At 53.4% G+C, this 24016-nt stretch carries 21 protein-coding genes; 10 read left to right on the top strand and 11 right to left on the bottom strand.

Going from position 1 to position 24016, the window contains the following annotated elements:
- Positions 1-69: 69 nt before the first annotated feature.
- The gene (locus tag DDA898_RS21320; protein ID WP_013320093.1) at positions 70-354 is read right to left on the bottom strand and encodes a DUF2623 domain-containing protein; all 285 of its coding nucleotides are present in this window, start codon (positions 352-354) and stop codon (positions 70-72) included.
- Positions 355-540: 186 nt separating this feature from the next.
- Here DDA898_RS21320 and DDA898_RS21315 point away from each other — a divergent pair, with 186 nt between their 5' ends.
- Positions 541-1383 carry a 23S rRNA (adenine(2030)-N(6))-methyltransferase RlmJ gene (locus DDA898_RS21315; protein ID WP_038912325.1) on the top strand — a complete coding sequence of 281 codons (843 nt, stop codon included), beginning with the start codon at positions 541-543 and terminating at the stop codon, positions 1381-1383.
- 58 nt (positions 1384-1441) lie between these two features.
- On the opposite strand, the gene rnz is transcribed toward DDA898_RS21315, so the two are convergent.
- The gene (gene rnz / locus DDA898_RS21310) at positions 1442-2356 is read right to left on the bottom strand and encodes a ribonuclease Z (protein WP_038912324.1); all 915 of its coding nucleotides are present in this window, start codon (positions 2354-2356) and stop codon (positions 1442-1444) included.
- 334 nt (positions 2357-2690) lie between these two features.
- Here rnz and gorA point away from each other — a divergent pair, with 334 nt between their 5' ends.
- Positions 2691-4043: a glutathione-disulfide reductase gene (gorA, locus tag DDA898_RS21305; protein WP_038912323.1), complete on the top strand. Its 1353-nt coding sequence runs from the start codon at positions 2691-2693 to the stop codon at positions 4041-4043.
- A gap of 88 nt (positions 4044-4131) precedes the next feature.
- Here the strand turns inward: gorA and DDA898_RS21300 are convergent, their stop codons facing one another.
- Together DDA898_RS21300 and DDA898_RS21295 are read right to left on the bottom strand one after the other, a co-directional pair.
- Positions 4132-5553, bottom strand: coding sequence for a DASS family sodium-coupled anion symporter (locus DDA898_RS21300; protein ID WP_038912322.1), 1422 nt, complete (start codon positions 5551-5553; stop codon positions 4132-4134).
- A 36-nt stretch (positions 5554-5589) separates the two neighbouring features.
- Positions 5590-6942, bottom strand: coding sequence for a class-II fumarase/aspartase family protein (locus DDA898_RS21295; protein ID WP_038912321.1), 1353 nt, complete (start codon positions 6940-6942; stop codon positions 5590-5592).
- A gap of 208 nt (positions 6943-7150) precedes the next feature.
- Here DDA898_RS21295 and DDA898_RS21290 point away from each other — a divergent pair, with 208 nt between their 5' ends.
- The 4 genes from DDA898_RS21290 (at position 7151) to DDA898_RS21275 (ending at position 12463) form a co-directional block, all read left to right on the top strand.
- Positions 7151-7885 (top strand): GntR family transcriptional regulator, encoded by a 735-nt coding sequence (locus DDA898_RS21290; protein ID WP_038912320.1) that lies wholly within the window; start codon positions 7151-7153, stop codon positions 7883-7885.
- Positions 7886-8786: 901 nt separating this feature from the next.
- Positions 8787-10190, top strand: coding sequence for an MBOAT family O-acyltransferase (locus DDA898_RS21285; RefSeq protein ID WP_038912318.1), 1404 nt, complete (start codon positions 8787-8789; stop codon positions 10188-10190).
- Entirely contained in the window at positions 10177-11253 is a 1077-nt protein-coding gene (locus DDA898_RS21280) for an SGNH/GDSL hydrolase family protein (RefSeq protein ID WP_038912317.1), read from the top strand. Before DDA898_RS21285 ends, DDA898_RS21280 begins: the two co-directional genes overlap by 14 nt.
- A 1-nt stretch (position 11254) precedes the next feature.
- Complete coding sequence (locus DDA898_RS21275) at positions 11255-12463, top strand: SGNH/GDSL hydrolase family protein (RefSeq protein WP_050570301.1); 1209 nt, start codon at positions 11255-11257, stop codon at positions 12461-12463.
- 45 nt (positions 12464-12508) lie between these two features.
- Here the strand turns inward: DDA898_RS21275 and DDA898_RS21270 are convergent, their stop codons facing one another.
- Positions 12509-13156 carry a YitT family protein gene (locus tag DDA898_RS21270; protein WP_038912316.1) on the bottom strand — a complete coding sequence of 216 codons (648 nt, stop codon included), beginning with the start codon at positions 13154-13156 and terminating at the stop codon, positions 12509-12511.
- A gap of 199 nt (positions 13157-13355) precedes the next feature.
- On the opposite strand from DDA898_RS21270, the gene DDA898_RS21265 reads away from it, so the two are divergent.
- Positions 13356-13826: an Lrp/AsnC family transcriptional regulator gene (locus DDA898_RS21265; RefSeq protein WP_038912314.1), complete on the top strand. Its 471-nt coding sequence runs from the start codon at positions 13356-13358 to the stop codon at positions 13824-13826.
- 2 nt (positions 13827-13828) lie between these two features.
- Here the strand turns inward: DDA898_RS21265 and DDA898_RS21260 are convergent, their stop codons facing one another.
- The 6 genes from DDA898_RS21260 to DDA898_RS21235 all read right to left on the bottom strand — a co-directional run bounded on the left by DDA898_RS21260 (position 13829) and on the right by DDA898_RS21235 (position 21473).
- Complete coding sequence (locus tag DDA898_RS21260; protein WP_038912313.1) at positions 13829-14950, bottom strand: aminotransferase class V-fold PLP-dependent enzyme; 1122 nt, start codon at positions 14948-14950, stop codon at positions 13829-13831.
- A 309-nt stretch (positions 14951-15259) separates the two neighbouring features.
- Entirely contained in the window at positions 15260-16507 is a 1248-nt protein-coding gene (gene frc / locus DDA898_RS21255; protein ID WP_038912312.1) for a formyl-CoA transferase, read from the bottom strand.
- A 101-nt stretch (positions 16508-16608) separates the two neighbouring features.
- Positions 16609-17043 (bottom strand): PAS domain-containing protein, encoded by a 435-nt coding sequence (locus DDA898_RS21250; protein WP_081639273.1) that lies wholly within the window; start codon positions 17041-17043, stop codon positions 16609-16611.
- A gap of 2 nt (positions 17044-17045) precedes the next feature.
- Entirely contained in the window at positions 17046-18323 is a 1278-nt protein-coding gene (frc, locus tag DDA898_RS21245; protein WP_038902437.1) for a formyl-CoA transferase, read from the bottom strand.
- A 39-nt stretch (positions 18324-18362) separates the two neighbouring features.
- Positions 18363-20108 carry an oxalyl-CoA decarboxylase gene (gene oxc / locus DDA898_RS21240; protein WP_038912311.1) on the bottom strand — a complete coding sequence of 582 codons (1746 nt, stop codon included), beginning with the start codon at positions 20106-20108 and terminating at the stop codon, positions 18363-18365.
- Between the two features lie 57 nt (positions 20109-20165).
- The gene (locus tag DDA898_RS21235; RefSeq protein ID WP_038912310.1) at positions 20166-21473 is read right to left on the bottom strand and encodes an OFA family MFS transporter; all 1308 of its coding nucleotides are present in this window, start codon (positions 21471-21473) and stop codon (positions 20166-20168) included.
- 642 nt (positions 21474-22115) lie between these two features.
- On the opposite strand from DDA898_RS21235, the gene DDA898_RS21230 reads away from it, so the two are divergent.
- The 3 genes from DDA898_RS21230 (at position 22116) to DDA898_RS21220 (ending at position 24011) form a co-directional block, all read left to right on the top strand.
- On the top strand, positions 22116-23012 hold the full coding sequence (locus tag DDA898_RS21230; protein WP_038902435.1) for a LysR family transcriptional regulator: 897 nt from the start codon (positions 22116-22118) through the stop codon (positions 23010-23012).
- Positions 23013-23374: 362 nt separating this feature from the next.
- The gene (locus DDA898_RS21225) at positions 23375-23524 is read left to right on the top strand and encodes a hypothetical protein (protein ID WP_161624732.1); all 150 of its coding nucleotides are present in this window, start codon (positions 23375-23377) and stop codon (positions 23522-23524) included.
- Between the two features lie 4 nt (positions 23525-23528).
- Complete coding sequence (locus DDA898_RS21220; protein ID WP_038912309.1) at positions 23529-24011, top strand: GNAT family N-acetyltransferase; 483 nt, start codon at positions 23529-23531, stop codon at positions 24009-24011.
- Positions 24012-24016: the final 5 nt, after the last annotated feature.

Raw genomic sequence — 24016 nt, 5'->3', positions numbered from 1 at the left:
TGGCCGGGGTATAACCGCGCCATGCCGACCGGAAAAAAGCGTTATTCATCGCAGTACAGGCGAGAGGACTCAGGGCGACTGGTTATAACCGGCGTAAAACCATGCCACCAGCGACGGGTTGCTGACGTCGGTAAAGAACTCCGCCACGATATCGCGCATCAGCCCGTAACGGCGGCACAATTGCCCGGCTTCGAACGCGGCCTGTTGTCTGCCCCGCAGCGAGGCCCGTTGATGGGCGTAACCGCAGACATAGCCGCGGCGGTAATCATCGCAGTAATGACGGATGTCGCTCATCGATTGCGGCGTGGAGGCTTGCAACCCTGCCAGAATACCGTCGCCAAAGTGGTTTTTCATGAAGGTCGTTTCCGGGTTTTCGATATATAAATTATTATATAACGAAAAAGGTCGGTTATTGCACTATCCCGTAGCGGATAGCGGTGATTGTTGGGGTATTTTGCGGCGCTAACCGTTCGAATTATTTAGGGTATACTATGGCGATTAGCGGCAAACGCGCCCTCATTGACCGGAAATCCACACTTTATGCTGAGTTATCGCCACAGTTTTCATGCCGGCAATCATGCCGACGTGCTGAAACACACCGTCCAAAGCCTGATCATTACCGCGATGAAAGAGAAGGACAAACCGTTCCTGTATCTGGATACGCACTCCGGCGCGGGCCGTTATCAGCTGCAGAGCGAACACGCCGAGCGCACCGGCGAGTACCTCGACGGCATTGGCCGCATCTGGCAGCGGGATGACATTCCGGCGGAACTGGAGCCGTACATGCAAGTGGTGCGTTCCTATAATTCCGGCGACAGGCTGCGCTATTACCCCGGCTCGCCGCTGATTGCCCGCCAGTTGCTGCGCGAGCATGACAAAATTCATCTCACCGAGCTGCACCCCAGCGATTTTCCGCTGCTGCGTCAGGAATTTCTGCGTGACGACCGGGCGCGGGTGATACGTGAAGACGGTTACCAGCAGTTGAAGGCCCAGTTGCCGCCGCCGTCGCGCCGCGGATTGATTCTGATCGACCCGCCGTATGAACTGAAAACCGATTATCAGGCGGTGGTGAAAGGCATTCAGGAAGGCTATCGCCGCTTTGCTACCGGCGTGTTCGCGCTGTGGTATCCGGTGGTGCTGCGCCAGCACATCAAGCGCCTGCTCAAAGACCTGGAAGACACCGGTATCCGCCGTATCCTGCAAATCGAACTGGCGGTGCTGCCGGACAGCGATCGTCACGGTATGACCGCCTCCGGCATGATTGTCATCAACCCGCCGTGGAAGCTGGAATCCCAAATGAAAAGCGTGCTGCCGTGGCTGCATCAGGCACTGGTGCCTGCCGGCACCGGCCACACGCGCGTTGAGTGGGTGGTGCCGGAATAAACCCTTTTCTATATTGGCTCTAAGCACCTATTCAATAGGTGCTTAGCGCTGCCCGGCGCTATACCCGAAAAGTGGCCAGATCGGTAGCGACCTCGGTGGCCGGGAACAGCGTCTGACATTCCTGACACAGGCGTATCAGATCTTCCCGGCCGTAGCGGGCGCTAAAATGGGTGATGATCAACCGCTTGGCGCCGGCGTCCCGCGCGGTGGCGGCGGTTTGCAGGGTGGTGGAATGCCCGCGCTCGTCGGCGCGCTCCGCCATCGCTCCTTCCAGAGTGGCTTCATGCACCATCACATCGACGCCGGCGGCCAGTTTGAGCGCTTCCGGCGTCGGGCGGGTGTCGCCGAAAATCGCCAGCGACTTGCCCGGCAAGCCGGGGCCGACGTAATCCCAGCCGTTCAGCACCCGCCCGTCGTCCAGCGTCACGGTTTCCCCGCGTTTTAACTGCTGGAAATAGGCGCCGGGTTTGACGCCCTCCGCCGCCAGTTTGCGCACGTCCAGCGGGCCCGGTTTGGGGCGCTCTTCAATGCGGTATCCCACGCAATACAGGGTGTGCGACAGCTCATGCGCCGTCACCCTAAACTGATGGTCTTCAAACACCGTACCGGGAACGACCTCCACCACCTCCAGTGGATAAGTGAGCCAGGAACCGCTCAGCGTAAGCGTGGCTTCGACAAAGGCTTTCAGCCCGGCCGGGCCGTAGAGCGTCAGCGGCGTCTCAATGCCTGCCATGGAGCGCGAGCAAAGCAGGCCGGGCAGCCCGAACAGATGATCGCCGTGCAGATGGGTGATGAAAATCTTCTCCAGCTTGCCGGGTTTGACCGGGGTGCGCAAAATTTGGTGCTGGGTGCCTTCACCGCAGTCAAACAGCCAGAATGCCGGGCGAATGCCGTGCAGATCGAGCGCGATGCTGGTGACGTTGCGCTCTTTGGTGGGCACGCCGGCGTTAGTGCCGAGAAAAATCAGTTCCATGCAACGCTCCGAAAGTTAACCCGTTTTTTTCACATCGCGTTATTTTACCTATCGCACCGATTTTCAAAACCGTTGCGAACCGCTGCGCATTTCTTCATACAATCCCGCTTTCTGTCTTTGCCGGATACCGACTGCTGGCGTTACACTTTTCGCTGGCGTTATATCTCGCTGATGTTGCATCTCGTTGATGTTACATCTCGTCGGCGTTGGATTTGTTTCGCCAGCGTTACACTGTGAGCCGTATTCCGCCATTGGGCGCCAGCATTGGTGCGGCGGCGGGATACGGTCTATCTACTTTTATTGAACGTTTATCGAAAGCAAACGTGGAGCCCTGATGACCAGACATTATGACTATCTCGCCATTGGTGGCGGCAGCGGCGGCATTGCCTCCATCAACCGTGCGGCCATGTATGGAAAGAAATGCGCGCTGATCGAAGCCAAATACCTGGGCGGCACCTGCGTCAATGTCGGGTGCGTGCCGAAAAAGGTGATGTGGCATGCCGCTCAGATTGCCGAAGCCATTCACCACTACGGGCCGGACTATGGTTTTGATGTCACCGTCAATCAGTTTAACTGGGATACGTTGCTGAAAAACCGCAGCGCCTACATTGACCGTATCCACCAGTCTTACAATAACGTACTGGGGAAAAATCAGGTCGAGGTGATTCAGGGCTTTGCCCGTTTCGTGGATGCGAAGACGGTGGAAGTGAACGGCGAGCGCATCACCGCCGACCATATCCTGATCGCCACCGGCGGCCGGCCGACGCGCCCGTCGATTCCCGGTGCGGAGTACGGTATTGATTCCGATGGTTTCTTTGCACTGACCGCGCTGCCGCAACGGGTTGCCGTGGTGGGCGCCGGTTATATCGCGGTGGAAATCGCCGGCGTGCTGAACGCGCTTGGCTCCGAGGTTCACCTGTTTGTGCGCAAGCACGCGCCGCTGCGCCAGTTCGACCCGCTGATTGTGGACACGCTGGTGGAGGTGATGAACACCGAAGGCCCGGGGCTGCACACCGAGTCTATCCCCAGGGCAGTGGTGAAAAACGCCGACGGTAGCCTGACGCTGCAACTGGAAAGCGGGCATGAGCAAACCGTAGATTGCCTGATCTGGGCGATCGGCCGCGAACCGGCGAACGATAAGATCAATCTGGATGCGGCGGGTGTGGCGCTCAACAGCAAAGGCTACATCGTGGTGGATAAATTCCAGAACACCACGGTGCCGGGTATCTACGCGGTGGGCGATAACACCGGCGCCGTTGAGCTGACGCCGGTCGCCGTGGCGGCGGGGCGTCGTCTGTCCGAACGGTTGTTCAACAACAAGCCGGACGAGCATCTGGATTACAGCAATATCCCGACCGTGGTGTTCAGCCACCCGCCGATCGGCACCGTCGGGCTGACCGAGCCGCAGGCGCGCGAGCAGTATGGCGACGATCAGGTTAAGGTGTATAAGTCCGCGTTTACCGCCATGTACACTGCGGTGACGCAGCACCGTCAGCCGTGCCGCATGAAGCTGGTGTGCGTGGGGCCGGAAGAGAAAATCGTCGGCGTGCACGGCATCGGCTTCGGTATGGATGAAATCCTGCAGGGCTTTGCGGTGGCGGTGAAGATGGGCGCGACCAAAAAAGACTTCGACGACACGGTGGCGATTCATCCAACGGCGGCGGAAGAGTTTGTGACTATGCGATAACGCCGAAACCGTGATGTGCTTACGTCGTGGTGACAATCAGGGTGAGGTAATCCTCACCCTGATTTATTAAGGAAAATAACGAGTAAGGTCAGTAATACCCCAGCAGATTCCACCACACCAGCCCGACGGCAAAGGTCACGATGACATTGACCGTCACCACGCATAAATTGATTTTGTAAAACCGCGGTCGTTCAAAATAGCCCTGAGCAAAATAAATCGGCCCCGGCCCGCCGCCGTATTCGGTATTTCCCCACATCAGGTTGCTGAAAATACCAAAGCATATCGCCACCATGACCGGGGGCGCGCCTGCGGCAATCGCGGTGGCGGCAAAAGGCGCATACAGCGCGGCGACGTGACCGGTCGCGGTGGCGAACAGGTAGTGGACGTAAATATAGATCAGCCCGAGTAAGATAAACGTGCCCATCGCGCCGAAGCCGTGAATGGCGCCGCCCATTTTAACCGTCATCCATTTGATGAAACCCAAATCGGACAGGCCGCCGGCCAGGCTGATGATCACGCTAAACCAAATGACGGTATCCCAGGCGGCGTGGTCTTTGAGCAGGGCTTTCCAGTCAACCGCGCGTGAGGCAAACAGATAGGCGGCAAGACCCAGCCCAACGGCGGTGGCCGATAGCCCGGTAACCAGGCTGGTTCCCCAGCCAATCAGCGCCAGCAGAAATCCCAGCGCGACTTTTTTCTCGGCGGGCGTCATCGTTCCCAGCTCGGCGAGCGCCTGTTTCCCCATCTGTCTGGCTTCCGGGGTGCGTTTCAATTCGGGGTTTAGCAGCTTGTAGACCAGCAGCGGCATCAGACAGAAACACACCATGGCTGGTACTACCGCGGCGATAAACCAACTTCCCCAGGTAATTTCGACATTTAGCGAGGATTTCGCCAGGCTGCCCACCAGCGGATTCGCCGCCATGCCCGTCAGAAAAATGGCGCCGGTTATAGGGGTGAACTGGAAACAGACCATGATCAGGAAATCACCGATTTTTTTCCCTGACTCACCCGGCGTAGAACCCAATACTTCGTTGATGGAACGCACGATAGGGAAAATAATGCCCCCTGAGCGTGCGGTGACCGACGGCATGGCCGGCGCCATAATCAGGTCGGAAACCCCTAATGAATAGGCGATGCCCAGACTGCTGCCGCCGAATAACGACAGCATTTTATAGGCGATTCTTTTGCCGAGACCGGAGGTGACGAATCCCAGAGACAGAATATACGCACAGAAGATTAACCAGACGGTTCCGCTGGAAAAGCCTGCCAGCGCTTTCGCTTCCGGCAGCGTCTGCGTAAAAATAACGACGCATAGCGCAATAATCATGACTGCGCCGGAGGGCAGCGGCTGGGTTAATATCGCGGCGATGGTGGCGAGAAAAATGGCAAACATATGCCATGCCTGCGGTGTTAATCCTTCGGGTACAGGGGAAAACCAGATTATGGTTCCCAATAACAGGGGAACCATAAAGGCGACGATTGATTTTCCCTTAGATGAATCAGATGACATGATCATCTCCTCAATCTTACGGGTTATTGGCTGGGGTTATTGCCGTTTGGCGGATTTTTCCAGCACCTGATCAACCATTTCCGGCGCGATGCCGAGGTAATTGACCGGGTCCGTCAACTGCTCGATTAATTCCGGTTTGAGGCGGCTGGATACCTGAGGCATGGCGTTCAGCACGTCGGCCAGGCGACCGCCCTGCGTATTGACGATACGGCAGGCGTCGTAAACCACGTCGTGCGCGTCTTGCCGACCTATGTAAGGCGCCAGCCCCATCATTACGGCTTCCGCCACGATCAGCCCTTTGGTCATATCGAGGTTTTTCGCCATCGCCTGTTCGTCGACAATCAGGCCGCTGAGCATGAATTTAGCCTGATTGAGCGCGCCGGCGGCCAGCACGAAACTTTCCGGAATCGCGATCCATTCCGCATGCCACGGGCCGGTGGCGCGTTCCAGATCCTGCACCATCGCATCCAGCATGAGGCCGGCGTGCTGACGTACGCCTTTGGCGCAGGCCAGCATCAGTTCGCTGGAGATCGGGTTACGTTTTTGCGGCATGGTGCTGCTGGCGCCGCGGCCTTTGACAAAGGGTTCGTACAGTTCGCCAAACTCGTTGGAGGCCAGCAGCATGACGTCATAGGCGATTTTCCCCAGCGATCCGGTGATGACGGCCAGCAAATTCACCGCTTCGGCGAAGCCGTCGCGCGCCACATGCCAGGTGGAGGTCGGCACGCCCAGTTTCAGCTCTTCCATCATCGCTTTCTGCACCACCAGACCGTTGTCGCCCAGCGAGGCCAGCGTGCCGGCGGCGCCGGCGAATTCGCCGACCAGAATGCGCGGGCGCGCCTGTTCGAGGCGTTCGGCGTGGCGGTCAAACATATCCAGCCAGATGGCGGCCTTGTAGCCGAAAGTGATGGGCAACGCCTGTTGCAGATGGGTTCTGCCCGCCATCGGGGTATTGCGGTAGCGCCGCGCCAGATCGGCGAGCGTGTTACGCAGCGACCGGATATCCGCTTCAATCAGATCGAAGGCGTCGCGGATTTGCAACACCACCGCCGTATCCATGATGTCCTGCGTGGTCGCGCCCCAGTGCACGTAGCCGCCGGATGCCCCGGCCTGTTTCGAGATCTGATGGACCAGCGGTAAAATCGGGTAGCCGACGATTTCGGTTTCATGGCGCAGGAGGTCGAAATCCAGCGTGTCGGCGTTGCAGGTTTTGGCGATCTCGTCGGCGGCTTGCTGCGGGATAACGCCGCAGCGGGCTTCGGCTTTCGCCAGCGCGATCTCTACCTCAACGTATTTCCGAATCAATTCATGGTCGTCAAAGACGGCGCGCATTTCAGGCGTGCCGAACGAGTCCCTGAACAGAATAGAATCAAGAACATTCGATGCCATAGTGGCCCCTCCCGGGTGTGATTTAGTGATAGACTGACCGCTAACAACGGTCTCGGTACGGTATGTCCGTAACGACCGATAAGGGTGATGAAAATGTCCGGACATATTTTAAATGTACGGACATTTATAGCGAGCGTGCATAGTCAGCGGAAGTGTTTACTCACCGCTTTGTGATAGCGATCATTAATTTTTCGAAGAACGTATCTCTATGAAAGAGTCCCTCTATAAGCGGATTGCCCGAGAACTGGCGCAGGACATCGTTTCCGGCAAGTACCCGGCAGGTTCACTTTTCCCGACCGAAAAGGCGCTCTGCGAGGTGTATCAGGCCAGCCGGCATACCGTGCGGGAAGCCCTGCGCGAGCTTACCGAGCAAGGGCTGATCTCAAGACGCAAAGGCGCCGGGACCCACGTCACCGATGCCAGAAACGGGAACACGAACCACCCGCTGGCAAACCTGGAAGATTTGCTGGCGCTGGCCAGGAATAATGTGCGGGTGGTGAAAAAGATTGATGAGATCGTCGCCGATTATGAATTGTCGCAAATCATTGGTTGCCCGCCGGGGTCGCGTTGGCTGCATATCGCGAGTATTCGGGAAGATAGCATCAAGCCGGACGCGCCGATTTGCTGGACGGACAGCTATGCCAGCGTTGCCTACGACAAGGTCAGGCGTCTTGTGCGCAGTGACCCGTTTTCGCTGATCAGCGATTTGATCGAAAATCACTATGGCGTGCAAAGCAAGGAAGTACACCAGACCATTACGGCGGTTGGCGTGCCGGCCAAGATTGCGAAACAGCTGGGGGTGGAAACCGGGTCGCCGGCGTTGAAAATCATACGGCGCTATCTGGATCGCAACGGCGAAACCTTTGAAACGACCATCTCCATTCATCCCGCCGGGCGATATACCTGTTCGATCGTTCTGAAACACCACGATGGTAATGGCTAGCGTCGGCTGACGGCGCTTTTACCCGCCCTGATACCGCCCCGGTTTATGCCAGTTCATCAGCATGGCGTTCGTCGTTGACGTGCTGAACATCAATCATAACTGCGGAGCATTTCGTTATTTTTCATATCGGAACCATGCTGGGTCACTCCACCAGATTGCTGAGGGTGGCAATGTGTTGAGTATATACCCGTCATACTTCAAGTTGCAGGTGTGTTGGCTGCGTTACTCGGCCCCTCCTTGGGCCTCGCCCTTTCAGGGCCGCAGCAAGCTGCGTTCAAATTTGCTCCCGGCAGATTTGTCGTTCACCCGAATCACTTACCCGAGTAAGCTCATCGGGATTAAATGAGAGACATCCTGTCTCTCACCGGAGGCCAGCCGTTGGCTGGTCAAATTCGTTCCCGACGAATTTGTCACTCGCTTGCCGCGTTACAAGGCTCTTAATGAGCCTTGCCCTGACGGGCCAACGCGTTGCGTTGTTCAACACGCGAGCGTGTTGTCCTGCAACTCGAATTATTTAGGGTATAGGCATTTATTAAGTTGTTTGTTTCCTGAGTAATTTTAGTAATTTTCACCGCAGAACTTTGTAATTATTTGCCGCCAACCTGCAATGATATTTCATGAAAAGAAACTCTGGGAAATAGACGTGTAATTATTTTTCAGAAGTGTCTGATGATGTGATTGTCATCGTTATCTTTAATTTTTTCTTTTTTTTAGTAGAATTTTTAGTCGATTTAATCCTGATGATATCAATTTGCGTGGTGAATTTTCGGTGAGGTGAAAATCCTATTTTTCATTCCTGATAGATTGTTTTTGTTAAATTTTATTTTTATTTTCTGGAGATGAAACAACGGGTAAGAGTGTATTTCTAAATCGCATTTTTAATAAGTGCATGGTGATATTAATGAATTTAATTTCTGTCGAATTTTCCTTTTGCTTCCTCGTTTTGTTTTTGATTTACTGGCTTTTATCTCCCTGGATAAAAGTACAGAATCTTATTCTTCTTGTGGCGGGTTATGGCCTTGTTCTGTTGTCCAGCTGGCAGTCTCTGACAGTATTGTTGTTGTTTAGTGCTTGTATTTGCTTTCTTTTAAATTTAGCGGCACATGCTGAATTTAGGAAGCTTTCTGTTTATTTGTTGATTTTTTTTACTGTTTTTTTCTTTGTTATGTTTAAGTATTACTCAGGTTTGCGTGATGATTTGCAAATGACACTTAGTGAGTATCATATTGCTGTCACGCTTCCCGTGCTTAATGTATTGCTTCCTATTGGGCTATCATTTTATATATTTAACGCCGTTAGCCTGATTGTTTCAGTTGCAAAAGGAGAGATAAAACAAAGTAATTTTTTTAATACTTTGCTTTATCTGAACTTTTTCCCCACCTTTCTTTCCGGCCCTATCAACCGGGCAGACAGGCTGTTACCCCAGATAGAGACAAAACGTCCACGCCAGCTAACGGAGTGGCCACGGGCTCTGTTTCTTATTGCACTGGCGATAGCCAAGTTATTCTGCTTAAACGAATGGCTGGATGAAAACTATGTTTCCTCTGTATTCATTGATCCCGAAAACTATACTGGCTGGCAGTGTATATTGGCAACTTACGCGTGGGCCTGGCAGATTTATTTCAACTTTTCTGGTTATACTAATTTGGTAACAGGAATTGCTATTTTACTTGGCTTCCAGATAGGCACAAATTTTTCACATCCTTATGTTGCTGAGAATATAAAGGATTTTTGGCGAAGATGGCACATCAGTCTGTCTTCGTTCATTCGTGATTATATCTATATCCCGTTAGGAGGAAGTCGTCAGGGATGGTGGAATACGCAGCTTAATATTTTCATTGCGATGGTATTGTCTGGTATCTGGCATGGCACAAGTATTACCTTTTTAATTTGGGGGGGAATACATGGTGTTGGTTTGATTTTCTACAATTTCTGGGTTAAGTATCGTCAGAAGAAAAAAATAATTCCGATACTTGGCGTTATCGCGCGGCTATTCACCTTTCATTTTGTTTGTCTGGCCTGGATTTTCTTTAAGGCTGGCAGTGTGCATGATGCGTTGCTCATGTTGAGGGTTATCTCCAGAGCAGATGTGGCGCAGTTGACGGTAAACGATATGTGGGGAATTGCTGGTTTTATTGTTTTATTAATTATCTATCCATCGTTAATAACGCTGCGTGAAATTATCGCTAATACGCTGAGGCGCCTCGAATGGTATCTGGTGCCTTTCGTGATCTTTTCATTTTTAGCGTTGGTTTTCTTGTTTTCGCCTTCTGGCGTGCCGGGATTTATTTATGCAAACTTCTGAATACCGCACCATATTGGCTCAGGTCTTTAAGAGCCTGCTTGTGATACTGAGTTGTATGATTGGGTTGATATGGTTGTATCAGCAATCAATCAATAGTTATTGGGAGCTACATTTTCATACTAAAAGTCCGTGGGATGGCATCACCAGTCCGTCATGGGTATTCGGTGATCGTCTGATGGAAGCCTCACAGGCAGCCAAAGATTCATTTGTAGAGAGCCTGACATCGGCTCCTGGAGGTAACGCACGGCAGTCGATACCTGATGACGCGCCTGTTGCACCACGGCAAGCTGCGAGGCCAGTCGCTCCCCGGGAAAAGTTGTTGCCACCCACTGTCAAAGAGCCGGACACTCATGTTGACGGCAATTCAGCCACTCGTGCTGCCAGTACCAATATTGGGGACAACCATGTGGTATTAAAAGCCGGGCAGGCGGTCCTTTTTATCGGTGATTCTATGATGGAAGGGGTGGCACCTCACGTCATTAAAATGTTACGCGATCGCTATAGTGTGGAGGGGATTGATTTAAGTAAACGTAGCACTGGCCTGACGTACCCCCATTTTTTCAACTGGCCGTTAATATTGAGCCATGAGTTGGAAAAACGGCAGGATATTGGAGCGCTGGTGGTGTTTTTAGGATCAAACGATCCCTGGGATATGCCGTCTGGCAATGGTAAGAATTTCCTGAAGTTTGAGTCGCCGGCATGGGAGAGCGCGTATCGTGACCGTATTCGCTCTATCCTGAATTTAGCGCGTGAAAAACGGATTCCAGTCATATGGGTTTCTCCCCCGAATGTGGAGAATAAGAAGCTAAATCATGGGGTTAATTATATTAATGGTTTGTTTGAGTCTGAAGTAAAAGCTGAAAATGAAATATCTATTCGGGTGAATGAGATTTTTGGCTATCAGAGCAGTATCTATTCTCCTGATATGGAACAGGATAAGGCGAAAGTGCGTATCCGCACTAATGACGGTGTTCATTTCTCGCTAACGGGACAAAAAATGATTGCCGAACGTATTTTTTCGAAAATAAGCGTGAGGCCCTCATTGAATGAGGTAACTCATTAGAATGCCAGATAAAATGATGGGTAAAAACAGGTGTTTGATGATGACGCTCTGTCTGATTCAGCTTACATCCTGTGGCCGGGGAAATAACAGTTTTCCTCAAGCCACTACGTTTCCTGTGGCCGGGGGAAATGCGATTCAGTTAATCGATTATGGCGATCCAGGGTTGCAGCAACTCAAATATAAATTAAGTCATAGCGATAGAGAAAAGATTCACATCCTGCAATTGGGTGATTCGCATACCGCGTCGGATTTTTTTTCCGGGCAGCTGCGTCGTCATTTTAAACAGCAGTATGGAGACGGCGGCGTCGGTTTTATTAGTCCTTTGGCAATATCTGGCAACCGGTCTGATAACGTCTTGTTCGCCAATGCTAAAGGCTGGGACATGATAACCAGTCGAAAAACCACGAATGCTGGATTTACATTGGGCGGTAATATCGCCACGCCACGTCAGGACAATAATAACGCAGAGCTGATTGTGCGTGACACTGACCCGGCCTTTTTAATGCAAGCGCTGTATCGTAATCAGGCGAACGGGAAGATACAGATCCAGCATCGGACGGTTGTTCTGCCATGCAGTCAGTCCCGCTGGACATTGAGCCAGCCGGTGACTGTCCAGTCGCCTGTCAGGTATTCGCTGGCGCCTTCGGGAGGGAGCCAACTGGCCGGGTGGCTACTGTCGTCCAGTAACAGCGGTGGCGTCATGTTGAGTGCGCTTGGTATCAACGGCGCCCGGGTTTCCATGCTGGATAAATGGCGCGATAACTGGTTATCCACGTTACAAATGCTGAAGCCGGATATGGTCATCATGGCGTACGGCACGAACGAAGCCTTTGACCAACAACTTGATATCCAACGTTATCAGCAAAATTATAGCGAATATGTACAGGCTATCAGGCGTGTGTTGCCGGAAGCGGTCATTCTGCTGGTTGGCCCCGGTAGCAGCATCAGCAATAAAAATGGCGCATCTTGCCAGCAGCTCCAGCCGGCTTTGCTAAAACCGGTTATTCAGGCCCAGCGAGAGGTTGCCCAATCCTATCACACGCTGTTTTGGAACTGGTTTGATTACATGGGGGGAGACTGCGCTATTGAACGCTGGCAACAACAGGGAATTGCACGTCCTGACTTGATTCATCTTACCCAGCAAGGGTACGAGCGTAGTGCTGACGCGCTATGGCAGCAGTTTGTGGCATTACTGAATGCAACTCAGTAATAGCGGAATAGCCGTTCGCCTGATGGCTACCATTACACCGCCATCTTACCCGCCTTGATACCGCCCCGGCTTATGCCAGTTCATCAGCATGGCGTTCATCGCCAGCGCGCTGAGCGCCGACCACAGCAGCAGGTGAGCGGGCATGGTGAATATGGACACGGCGAACACCAGCATATCCAGCAGCATCTGGCTTTTGCCGGCATTGATATTGAAGCGTTTGTAGAGCCACAGGGTGACGACGCCGGTGCCGCCGACCGACGCATTGTGGCGCGCCAGCGAGAGAATGCCCATGCCGAGAAAGGTGCCGCCCACCAGCGCGGAAAACAGTGGGTGGATATAGTTGATGGTCAGCAGACCGGGCACCGCCTGGGTGGCGGCGCTCAGGGCGATATTGACGATCAGCGTTTTCAGCGTAAAGGCGCGCCCCATGCTGAAGTAGCAGAAAATCATGAATGGGATATTGGCGAGGATAAACAGCACGCCGATCGACAGCGGAATAAAGTAGGAGAGCAGTAAAGCGATGCCGGCAATCCCGCCGGTGATCATGCCTGAGAGTTTGAGCAAATTCAGGCCGATCGCAATAAACATCACCCCCAGCATCAGGCCGTATACGTCGTCTTTCAGGGTGTGAGCCAGCCCCGGTTTCCGGCCGGTTTCCGCTGCCTTGGCTAGCGCGACAGACTCTTTTAGCATGGGGGTGACCTCATCAATTCGATTTCATTCGTTTAGCCATAAGAAATGCATATATCTTCGAATTTCATGACTGAACATTCACTGATGACGCTCAAATTAACATTGATCACGGAGTGAGTTTTAACTAAAAGAAAAGCCGTTTATCGATTAGATTAGGGATTATCACTCATGGAAATGGCATAAATAGAGGTTTTCACTCATGAAGATCGACCGCATCGACGCACAGATTTTGAATGAGCTACAACAGGATGCGCGGCTGAAAACCACCGAGCTGGCCGAACGGGTGTGCCTGTCGGCCACGCCCTGCACCCGGCGGCTGAAACAGTTGGAAGACGCGGGCATGATCGACCGCTACGTCACGCTGCTGGATCAGGAAAAAGCCGGGTTTCCGGTGAACGCCTACATATCGCTGACGCTGGAGCCGAAGTCGGAAGCCACCTTCCGCAGGTTTGAACAGCAGATCGCCACCTTTGACGAGGTGATGGAGTGTCACCTGATGTCCGGCAGCCACGATTTCATGCTACGGGTGGTGGCCGCCAGCCTGTCGGATTTCGAGAAGTTCTTGCAGAAGAAACTGATCAAAATCGAAGGACTGCGTGATGTGCAGTCCTCGTTTTCACTGCGGCGGCTGATTCACAAAACCGCGCTGCCGGTTAAGGCGACGGTGTGACCTCAGGCGGCGAATTCGCCGCTGGCGACCAGAAAATCGATCAACGCGGTCAGCGTTTTCAGGTCGTCAAAGGCGATGTTGTGAAACAGCGCGATGCGTAACTGATTGCGCCCCAGCGCCCGATAACCTTCGATGCCGTGCGCCAGCCCTTGTTCGTCCAGATAACGGGTCAGTTTATCCACGGAAATCGTATCCGCCAGGTCGATGGCGGCGACGGTGGTGGAGCGAAACGCCGGGTCGGCCACATAGGCGGACAGATAATCCCGGTCGGCGGCCCACTGGTACAGCAGCGCCGCTTTGGCGGCGGCCTGACGCTCCACCTCGGCGAAGCCCAGCGCATTCATGCGTTTGACCTGTTCGGCGAACAGGAACAGCGTCACCACCGCCGGAGTATTGTAAGTCTGCTGCTGTTCGCTGTTGCTCAGCGCCAGCCGCCAGTCGGCGAACGCCGGGATATAGCGGCTGGGATCGGCGGCGATCTCGGCGATCCGCGCTTTGGCTTTCGGCGACAAAATAGCGACAAACAATCCGCCTTCACTGGCGAACACCTTTTGCGGCGAGAAGAAGAACACATCCACGCGGGACAGGTCGCAGGCGATTTGCCCTGCGCCGCTGGTGGCGTCTACCGCCAGCAGGCAATCTTCGCCGACCTCGGGTAAACGGGTATTCATCACCCCGGTGGAGGTTTCGTTCAGCGTGCAGGCCACCACGTCCGCGCCTTCCGTCACAAAGGCGGTGTTGGCCTGACCGTATTCCACCGTGACGTTGTCCGCCTGAATCCACGGAATCCGGCGCGAGGCTTTAAACCACTTCTCCGAGAACTCGCCGCAGGTGTGATGGACGATGCGCTTTCTGACCAGCCCGAGGCCGACCATGTCGAACAGCGCGGTGGCGCCGCCGTTGCCCAGCACGATGCTGTAGCCGTCCGGCACCGACAGGTAATCCCGCAGGCCTTGTTGAATCTCGCGGCACAGCGCGCGTACCGGTTCTTTGCGGTGGCTGGTGCCCAGCAGGTGCGGCCCTTTATCTTTCAGGTGCGTCAGGTCATCAAGCTGAATCAGCGACGGGCCGCAGCCAAAACGGGGGTCGGCCGGAATCAGTGCTTCAGGAAGGGTTATCGCCACGCGTTTCTCCTCTGGTTTCGTATTGTTTTCATGATCCTGTTTTCATGATCTTGTTTGCATGATGTTGTTTTCATGAGAATACGCAGGATGGAAGAAAAGCGGTACGACTATTTCAGGCTGGCGAGGCGGCAGCGGTGGTGATAACGCTGACGCCGAAAATTACCGTGACATTACACTGGCGGTGTACCGGCAGAGCACACGGTTGCTATGTCGCTCCCGGTACAGGGGTTTGCCGGTACGTTGTTGCACGGCATGGGATGCGACGCCACCGGCCCTCACCCGATCTGGTCGGCGGGAGGCATCACGCCATCAGATCACGTTCTTGTCGCGCAGGGCCGCCACGGCCTTGCTGTCATAGCCCAGTTCATGCAGAACCTCCTCGGTGTGTTCGCCGTGCAAAGGGGAGCGGGTGATGTCGACCGGGCTATCGGACATTTTTATCGGCATGCCAACGGTGGTGTACCTGCCGCGCGTCGGGTGATCGACCTCGACGATAGTGCCGCTGGCGCGCAGGGCATCATCTCTGGCGATCTCTTTCATTGAAAGCACCGGGCCGCAGGGGATGTCATAGTGGTTGAGAATTTCCATCGCCTCGAACTTACTCTTGGTCATCGTCCACTGTTCGATACGCTGGAAGATTGCTTTTAATCTCGGCAGACGGGCGGCGGGCGTGTTGAAACACGCGTCCTCGACCCAGCCATTTTCGCCGATCAGGTTGCATATCGCCGGCCAAATCGCCGCCTGAGCGATGAAATAGATATAGGCGTTGTGATCGGTTTCCCATCCTTTGCATTTGAGGATCGACCCCGGTTGTCCCCCGCCAGAAGCATTACCGGCGCGTGGCACCGCCTCGCCAAAAAGACCATCCGGGTATTGTGGATACTCTTCCAATACGCCGGTACGTTCCAGCCGTTGCTGGTCACGCAGTTTTACCCGGCATAGATTGAGCACGGCGTCTTGCATTGATACCGAGACCTTTTGTCCGCGTCCGGAGGTGTGACGCTGGAAAAGCGCGGAGACAATACCCAGCGCGAGGTGCAAACCCGAACCTGAATCGCCGATCTGGGCGCCGGTGACAATCGGCGGGCCATCGTTGAAGCCGGTGGTCGATGCGGCGCCGCCGGCGCATTGCGCCACGTTTTCGTAGGATTTGCAGTCTTCGTAACGACCGGGACCAAAGCCTTTGACCGACGCGAGGATCATCCGCGGATTGACGGCGTGGATGTGCTCCCAGGTCAGCCCCATGCGGTCGAGCGCGCCGGGAGCAAAGTTCTCCACCAGCACGTCGCAGCGCTTGATCAGGCTATCCAGCACCTGTAGGCCTTCGGGTGTCTTGGTGTTGAGTGTGACGGCGCGTTTGTTGTGGTTCAGCATGGTAAAATACAGACTGTCCACGCCGGGAATGTCGCGTAGTTGCTTGCGTGTCGCGTCACCCTCGCCGACGCGTTCGATCTTGATCACGTCTGCGCCCATCCAGGCGAGCAACTGGGTACAGCTCGGGCCAGACTGTACATGGGTAAAATCAATAATTCTGATCCCGTCTAATGCCTTGCTCATGAAAATTCTCCTCGAATCTATTCACCTCTATTCATCATTCCTCGGGTTTGTTCGCCCTGAGAGTCAGCGGCGACGGTCAGGGCGTGTCATCAGCCGCCTGGTTATGACGGCGGTGTTGCTCGCTGCTCCGCCTCGGCCAGACGTTGGCGCAATGCGCGTTCCTCGTTGAAGCGCGCGGTCTCATCGCGGATGATGGCGATGATTGACGCCGGCTTGCCGTCCTCTCCGGGTAGCAGGGCCACGGTGAAGGCGATGGAAATCGTGCCGCCTTCACGCGTCAGGGCCGGTACGTGAAGTAGTGATGTTCCGTACCGGGTCAGGCCGCTTTGCATGGTCTGGTGGTAGCCGGACCAGTGCCGCTGGCGTTGTCGCTCGGGAATGATGATGTTGAGCGAGGCACCCAACGCCTCGCTCTGGGTGAAGCCGAACAGACGTTCGGCTGCGGGGTTCCAGGCGGTGATGGTGCCGTCGACATCGCAAATAATGACGGCGTCACCTATCACCGTGAGGAACTGCGGTAGCGTGAGTGCCATCATGCTTACACCGCTTTGGCTGTGTGAATGAGCGCAATCTGCTCTTTCGAGTAGCCCAGTTCCGCCAGCACGTCGTCGGTGTGCTCACCGAGCAGCGGCGAGGCGGTGATCTCAGGTTTGAGAGCCGAGAACTTGATCGGGCAGCCGACGGTCCAGTAACTGCCGCGCACTTTGTGCGGCACTTCGACGATGGAGCCGCTCTTACGCAGCGATTCGTCGTGCAGCAGTTCCTTCATCGACATCACTGGCGCACAGGGGATGCCGAACTTCCCGAAGTACTCCACCGCGTCGAACTTGCTTTTACCGGCCCTCAAAATGAAACTCTCAATGGCGCCGAAAATATCCATGATGTGCGGTTGACGCGCCTTCGGGGTGGTATAGGCGGGATCGTCTCGCCATTCCGGGCGTTCTATCGCGTCGCAAATCGGCGTCCAGACCAGGTCCTGTACTGTGAAGTAGATGTAAGCATTGGGGTCGGTCTCCCAGCCTTTGCACTTGAGGATCCAACCTGGCTGGCCGCCGCCGCCGGCATTACCGCCGCGCGGCACCACGTCGGTGAACGCTTCATGCGGATACTGCGGGTACTCTTCCAGATAGCCGACTTTGTCCAGACGCAGCTGATCGCGCATTTTGACGCGGCAGAGGTTAAGCACCGCATCCTGCATGGCGCAGGCGACTTTCTGCCCTTTGCCGGTCTTCTGACGGCCGATGTACGCGGTCAGGATGCCGATAGCCAAATGCATACCGGTGTTGCTGTCGCCTAACGCGGCAGCCGAAATGGTCGGCCCGGCGTTCTCACCCTTCCACCAGCCGGTGGTTGAGGCCGCACCCCCCGCACATTGGGCGACATTTTCATAAGCTCGCAGGTGTTCGTAGTGGTGGCCTTCGCTGAAGCCTTTAACCGAGGCAAGAATCATGCGAGGGTTCAGTTCCTGAATGTGCTCCCAGGTAAAACCCATGCGATCCAGCGCGCCGGGGCCGAAGTTTTCCACCATCACGTCACACTCTTTGATAAGGCGGGTCAGAACTTCCTTGCCTTCAGGCTTTTTGGTATCCAGGGTGAGCGAACGTTTGTTGCTGTTGAGCATGGTGAAGTACAGGGCGTCCGCATCTGGAATGTCGCGCAACTGGTTACGGGTGATGTCCCCCGAGCCGGGACGTTCGATTTTGATGACATCGGCACCGAACCACGCCAGCATTTGTGTACATGCAGGGCCGGCCTGCACGTGTGTGAAGTCGATGATTCTGACGCCAGCCAAAGGCAGATCGTTGTTGTTATTCATAAAATTATCTCCATGGTTATTCATTAATTGCCGTTACGCTTATTTTTTAATCGCCTTGGCAGGGTTCAGGTTGGTGATGCGGCCACTTTCGGTGCCGACGGTTTCGTCAATCACGGCGTTGATAAGCGTTGGTTTGCCGGAGGCAATGGCTTCATTCATGGCGCGGTGCAGTTCGTCAGTGGTGGTGACATGCACGCCCACGCCGCCAAAGGCCTGCATCATCATTTCGTAGCGTGCGTCTTTGACGAACACGGTGGGAGCCATGTCGGCGCCGCCGGAGGCATTGGTGTCGGTCCCTTTGTAAATGCCGTTGTTGTTGAACACGACAATGCAGACGGGCAGGTGATAGCGGCAGAGGGTTTCAACCTCCATGCCGCTGAAGCCGAAGGCGGAATCGCCCTCAATGGCGATGACCGGCTTGCCCGTCACGACCGCGCCGGCGGCGGCGAAGCCCATGCCGATGCCCATAATTCCCCAGGTGCCGACATCCAGGCGTTTACGCGGCAGGTACATGTCCACGATGCTGCGGCCAAAATCCAGCGTGTTGGCGCCTTCGCTGACGACGATGGCTTCCGGGTTGTCCTTCACGACCTCTTTCACCACGCTCAGTGTGCTATGGAAGTTCATCGGTGATGGGCGTGCGGCCAGCATGTCGGCCATCTTGTTGACGTTTTTGGCTTTGCGTTCGGCGATAACGCCGGTCCAGTCATTCGACGGTTTGGCCCAGTCGTTGCCGATGCCGTTCAACAATGCTTTTACGCAAGAGCCGATATCACCGATAAGCGGCGCATCAATGGCGACATTGCTGTCGATTTCAGTCGGCGCGATATCGATCTGGATAAATTTCTTCGGCCCGTTTTCCTGCCCCCAAGTCTTGCCTTTACCGTGCGAGAGCAACCAGTTCAGACGCGCACCGATCAGCAGCACCACATCCGCTTCTTTCAATACATAGGAACGTGTGGCGGCGGCCGACAGTTCATGCGTGTCAGGAAGCAAGCCCTTGGCCATGGACATCGGCAAGTAGGGGATACCGGTTTTTTCGACCAAAGCGCGAATCTCGGCATCGGCACGTGCGTAAGCCGCTCCTTTTCCCAGCAGAATGAGGGGCTTTCTGGCGTTTTTGAGCAGTTCAAGCGCCCGGGTAACCGAATCCGGTGCCGGCAGCTGGCGCGGCGCGGCGTCTACGACCCTGATTAACGATTTACGCCCGGCATCCAGCGGCATGGTTTGCGAGAACAGCCTGGCCGGCAGATCCAGATAGACCCCGCCGGGGCGCCCGGATACGGCTGCGCGGATGGCACGGGCAATACCGACACCGATATCTTCGGCCCGTAACACGCGGAAGGCGGCCTTACACAGCGGTTTGGCGATGGCCAGTTGATCCATTTCTTCGTAATCGCCTTGCTGTAAATCGACGATTTCGCGTTCGCTGGAACCACTGATCAGGATCATAGGAAAACAGTTGGTGGTGGCGTTGGCGAGCGCGGTCAAACCATTCAAAAAGCCGGGCGCTGAAACCGTCATACAGATACCGGGTTTGGCGGTGAGGAAACCGGCCGCCGCCGCTGCATTACCGGCGTGCTGCTCATGACGGAAAGAAATCACCCGCATCCCTTCCGCCTGAGCCATACGCAGAAGGTCGGTAATCGGAATGCCGGGCAAACCGAAGAGGGTATCGATATCATTCAGTTTGAGCGCTTCCAGAAAAAGGTGAAAGCCGTCAATCAATGTTGTTTTTTCTGATGCCGCATCAGTTGCGGTTTCAATTTCGGTAATAGAAGACATAAGACCTCTCTTTAATTTGCAATATTATTTATTCGGTTTTGTAATGAATGTGGGTTGTTAGTGTGTTGTTATTAGCACGCCATTGGTTTCTTTCCAGACCGGCGGATGTTTCCAAAGTGGAATCAGAATGAGCCCGGAAAGTAGCGCCATGATGGAAGAAACAATAATGGTGAAGGGGTGGCCATAGGTGGAAATTAAATAGGCGGACAGCACGCCACCATAAATTCCGCCTAATCCCTTGGCTGAGGCATAAAGCATGCCGTAGTTGGAACCGGAAGCGACTTCGCCGTAGTAATAACCAACGATTGACGCAAACAGTGAATATAACGCCCCCCAGAAGAAGATCGATATAATACAGCTGCTGATGAACCCTGTTGCGCTACCCGCTTCAGCAAGAAACAGCGCGACAAGGGAAAACACACCGCACAGGATATAAAAGATGGTCATGGTTTTATCGATGCCAATCTTATCTGCAATCCAACCGCCCACAACCCGGCTAAGACCACTGGTGACTGCCATCCCGACGGTGACAACGGTGCCTGCTGTCAGGCTAAAGTGGAACGCTGACGCAAACTTGATGCTATTTGAAATAAAGGTTAAACCAGACGCGGATACCAAAACGAAAGAGGCAATTAACACCCAGAACTGCCAGGTATGCATTGCTTCTCCCATACTGTATTGCTTCTCACAAGGCCGTTTTGCCACTTTATTCTTTGTTGCCGATGATGGCGTGGAATGACGCCAGCCTTTCGGCGGGTCTTTCATTAATAGGCCCGTGATAATAATGACGCCGGAGATGACCGCGGTCATAATGAAAATAACATTGAAGAATGTACTGTCAGGGGCACTCTCCGGAATACTACGAATTGGGAAAATAAAAGGTAATGCTCCCCAGGAGAAAGCAGCAGAAATAAGACCTATGGTGATGTTCCTGTGGTCAGGGAACCACTTGTTGCAGGTGGTAATCGCCGCGTTATAGACGAATCCGCAGAAAAAACAACCAATACACCAGACAGTGAGCACGACGTTATAGGATAGCTCCTGCCCAAATGCACAAACCAGAAGACCGATGCCCGAAAAAATACCGGCGACGACAGAAACTGCCTTCGGGCCAAACTTGTCACGAAAAATCCCTCCGGGCAAGGTGCCGAACGCCTGAAAAATGACGAACATGCTAAACATCAGCGATATTTTGGTTGGCTCCCAGCCATAAATTTTTGCAAAATGCGGGGCAATAACCGACCAGGCGTATTCATAAGGACTAATAACGGACATTGCCAAAAAAGCCAATGCAAAAAGCCACCATCGGTTAAAACCGAGTATGTCCTTATCCGTTCGATTTTGCATAGTTATTATTTCACTCATAATACACTCTCCTGATTTAGAGAATTTGAAAATAAGAGTTGGAGCGAAACAGGAAGGGAATAATGTGGCCATAATAATAGCCACTTATTCACAACATGTTTACTTGATTTATCTATTTATGATTTCTTTTATTTGCAGGTGTATTGATTGTCTTACTTGCCTCCATTTCTTTACTTATTCCAACAATATGGCTTTACGCGATGGTTACATGTGTGTCGGATGAGTTATTTTTCACCCGACTAATTGATTCGGTTTTAATTATTTCTCTTCGCTAAAGGCGAAGTCTGATGGATTTTTAAATCACTGTATTTTTCTGGATACAGATGGTTACGATTTTAAAATCGAGAATGATTAAGAACATACTTATACAACTCATCAGAAATAGACCTCCTGCGTAATTCAATGTTATCGACGATAAAGCAATGTGAAACATTGTCGTTACTAATTAATAACCATTCACCTTTTATTTGTATTGACTGCTTCCTCTTTAATAAATTATGGAGGTTTTTCTGGTCATTTTGATAACTGATTTGTTGTCGTCATAATAAAATTGCTCTTCGTTCTTTTTCTGGTATTTATTAATAACCACAAGCTGCTGACTGTGGAAATTGTTTTTTTTTAATCTATCGATGACTTAAAATCATGAATATTTCAAATATATCGTTAAGACAGTTACGCATTTTTTTAGCCGTTGCAGAGCATCATGGCTTTAGCCGTGCTGGCAACATGATTTCCCTGACTCAGTCTGCTATGAGTCACAGTATCGGTGATCTGGAAAGCGAGTTGGGGATCCGGTTATTTGAGCGCACGACCCGGGAGGTGTTGTTAACGCAAGAGGGGGCTGAGTTGTCAGAAGCACTCCGTCGTGTGCTGGGTGAACTGGAAACGACACTCTGTACTGCTCAAAGCCGGGCGGAGCGACGACGTGGGTTGGTTCACGTAGCGACCAGTCCGACGATTTCGGCGGGAATCATGCCGGATTGCATTGCGCAGATTGTTGAAAATTACCCACAGATCAATCTGATAATCCATGATCAGGTACAACAGCAGGCTATGCAGATGGTATTGAATGGTGAGGTTGATTTTGGTGTGATTATCGAACCTTCCGTACCGTCTGACCTGTACACGGAAACGTTCATGGAGGAACCATTTTGTCTGGTATTGCCTGAGCACCACCAGATTGCACGTCTGAAAAAGGTGACGTGGCGTGACCTGCAGAATCAAGAGCTGGTGTTACTTGACTATGCCTCAGGCAGTCGCCCCTTAATCGATAATGCATTGATTCGTCATGGTGTTACTCCACATGTCATTCAGGAACTTGGGCATGTAACCACAATATTTCGCATTTTACAGTCGGGTATCGGGGTGTCGGTCATCCCGCAGCTGGCGTTATCTTCCCTTGAATGCTCTGGTCTGGCCGTACGTCAGTTATGGCCAATAGAGAACCGACGATTGCAATTGGTACGCCGTCGTAACCGTTCGCTCTCCACCGCGGCAACCGCAGTGTGGACGTTAATTCAGTCGTTGTGTCAGGTCTAAGTTTTACCTGTTTTCGTCAACGGGTACATTTCGTATACATAATGAAAAAACAGATTAACGATGAGCATTATAAACAAGCGGCTAACTCGCCTTGCCATCGGTTATTCTCTGGTCGATATTCTTCACGCTTGCAGAAAAACGAAGCTGGCAATGCTGAGAACCGTTGAGGAACGATAAAGGCCGGCTATTCGCAATATTCATTGCGCCAATATCAGGGAAGGTACCACGCTTCAGGTGGGTAAGCGTTTTATTTGCGAGGCTTGCCGACCAGAACCAACTGACATGCCATGCGGTGGTAATGTGTTTAAGGTTTGGATTTCGTCTCCGGCGATTTTTTGGATTCGCCGGGCAGAGAAGAGCAAATGTCGGATGCCGACGGCATTCGGGATTACGCCGTCGCCTGCTTACAGGCGGTGCTGCTGGTGGTGCCGGGGGTTTATCGTTGTCATCGGCGTTGTTCAGGTGGGCTGTCTGGTGGGATGATGAACCCTCATCACGATCAAAAGGAGTAATACTGTGTCAGCACAATGGGAGAAAAAAGACTACCAGGTATCGACGGATCCGCAGCGGCTCGAACTGGACATCATTCATGGCTACCTCACCACCTCCAGTTGGGCGGAGGGTATCGACCGGGAAACGGTCGCGCTGTCCGTCGCCAACAGTCTGTGTTTCGGGCTGTATCATCAGGCGCGTCAGATTGGTTTTGCCCGCATGGTGACCGATTTCGCCACCTTCGGCTATCTGTGTGATGTGTTTGTGCTGCCCGCGCATCAGGGCGCCGGGCTGGGCCGTTTTCTGGTGGAATGCACGGTAAACCACCCACGCTTACAGCGCCTGCGTCGTCAGCTGCTGCTCACCTCTACCGCGCCGTGGCTGTATCAGAAAGTAGGATACGAGCCGGTCAATCGTCAGGATTATGCCTGGACGTTTGTTCGCAAGGACATCTACAGCAATGATGTTTACAACAAAAACGTCTACAACACCGGGACGATGTCCTGAGCTGA

The organism is Dickeya dadantii NCPPB 898 (assembly GCF_000406145.1).
GTDB lineage: Bacteria > Pseudomonadota > Gammaproteobacteria > Enterobacterales > Enterobacteriaceae > Dickeya > Dickeya dadantii.
Note: the sequence above shows the minus strand (reverse complement) of the source record. Positions and strands in the feature narration are given on the sequence as shown.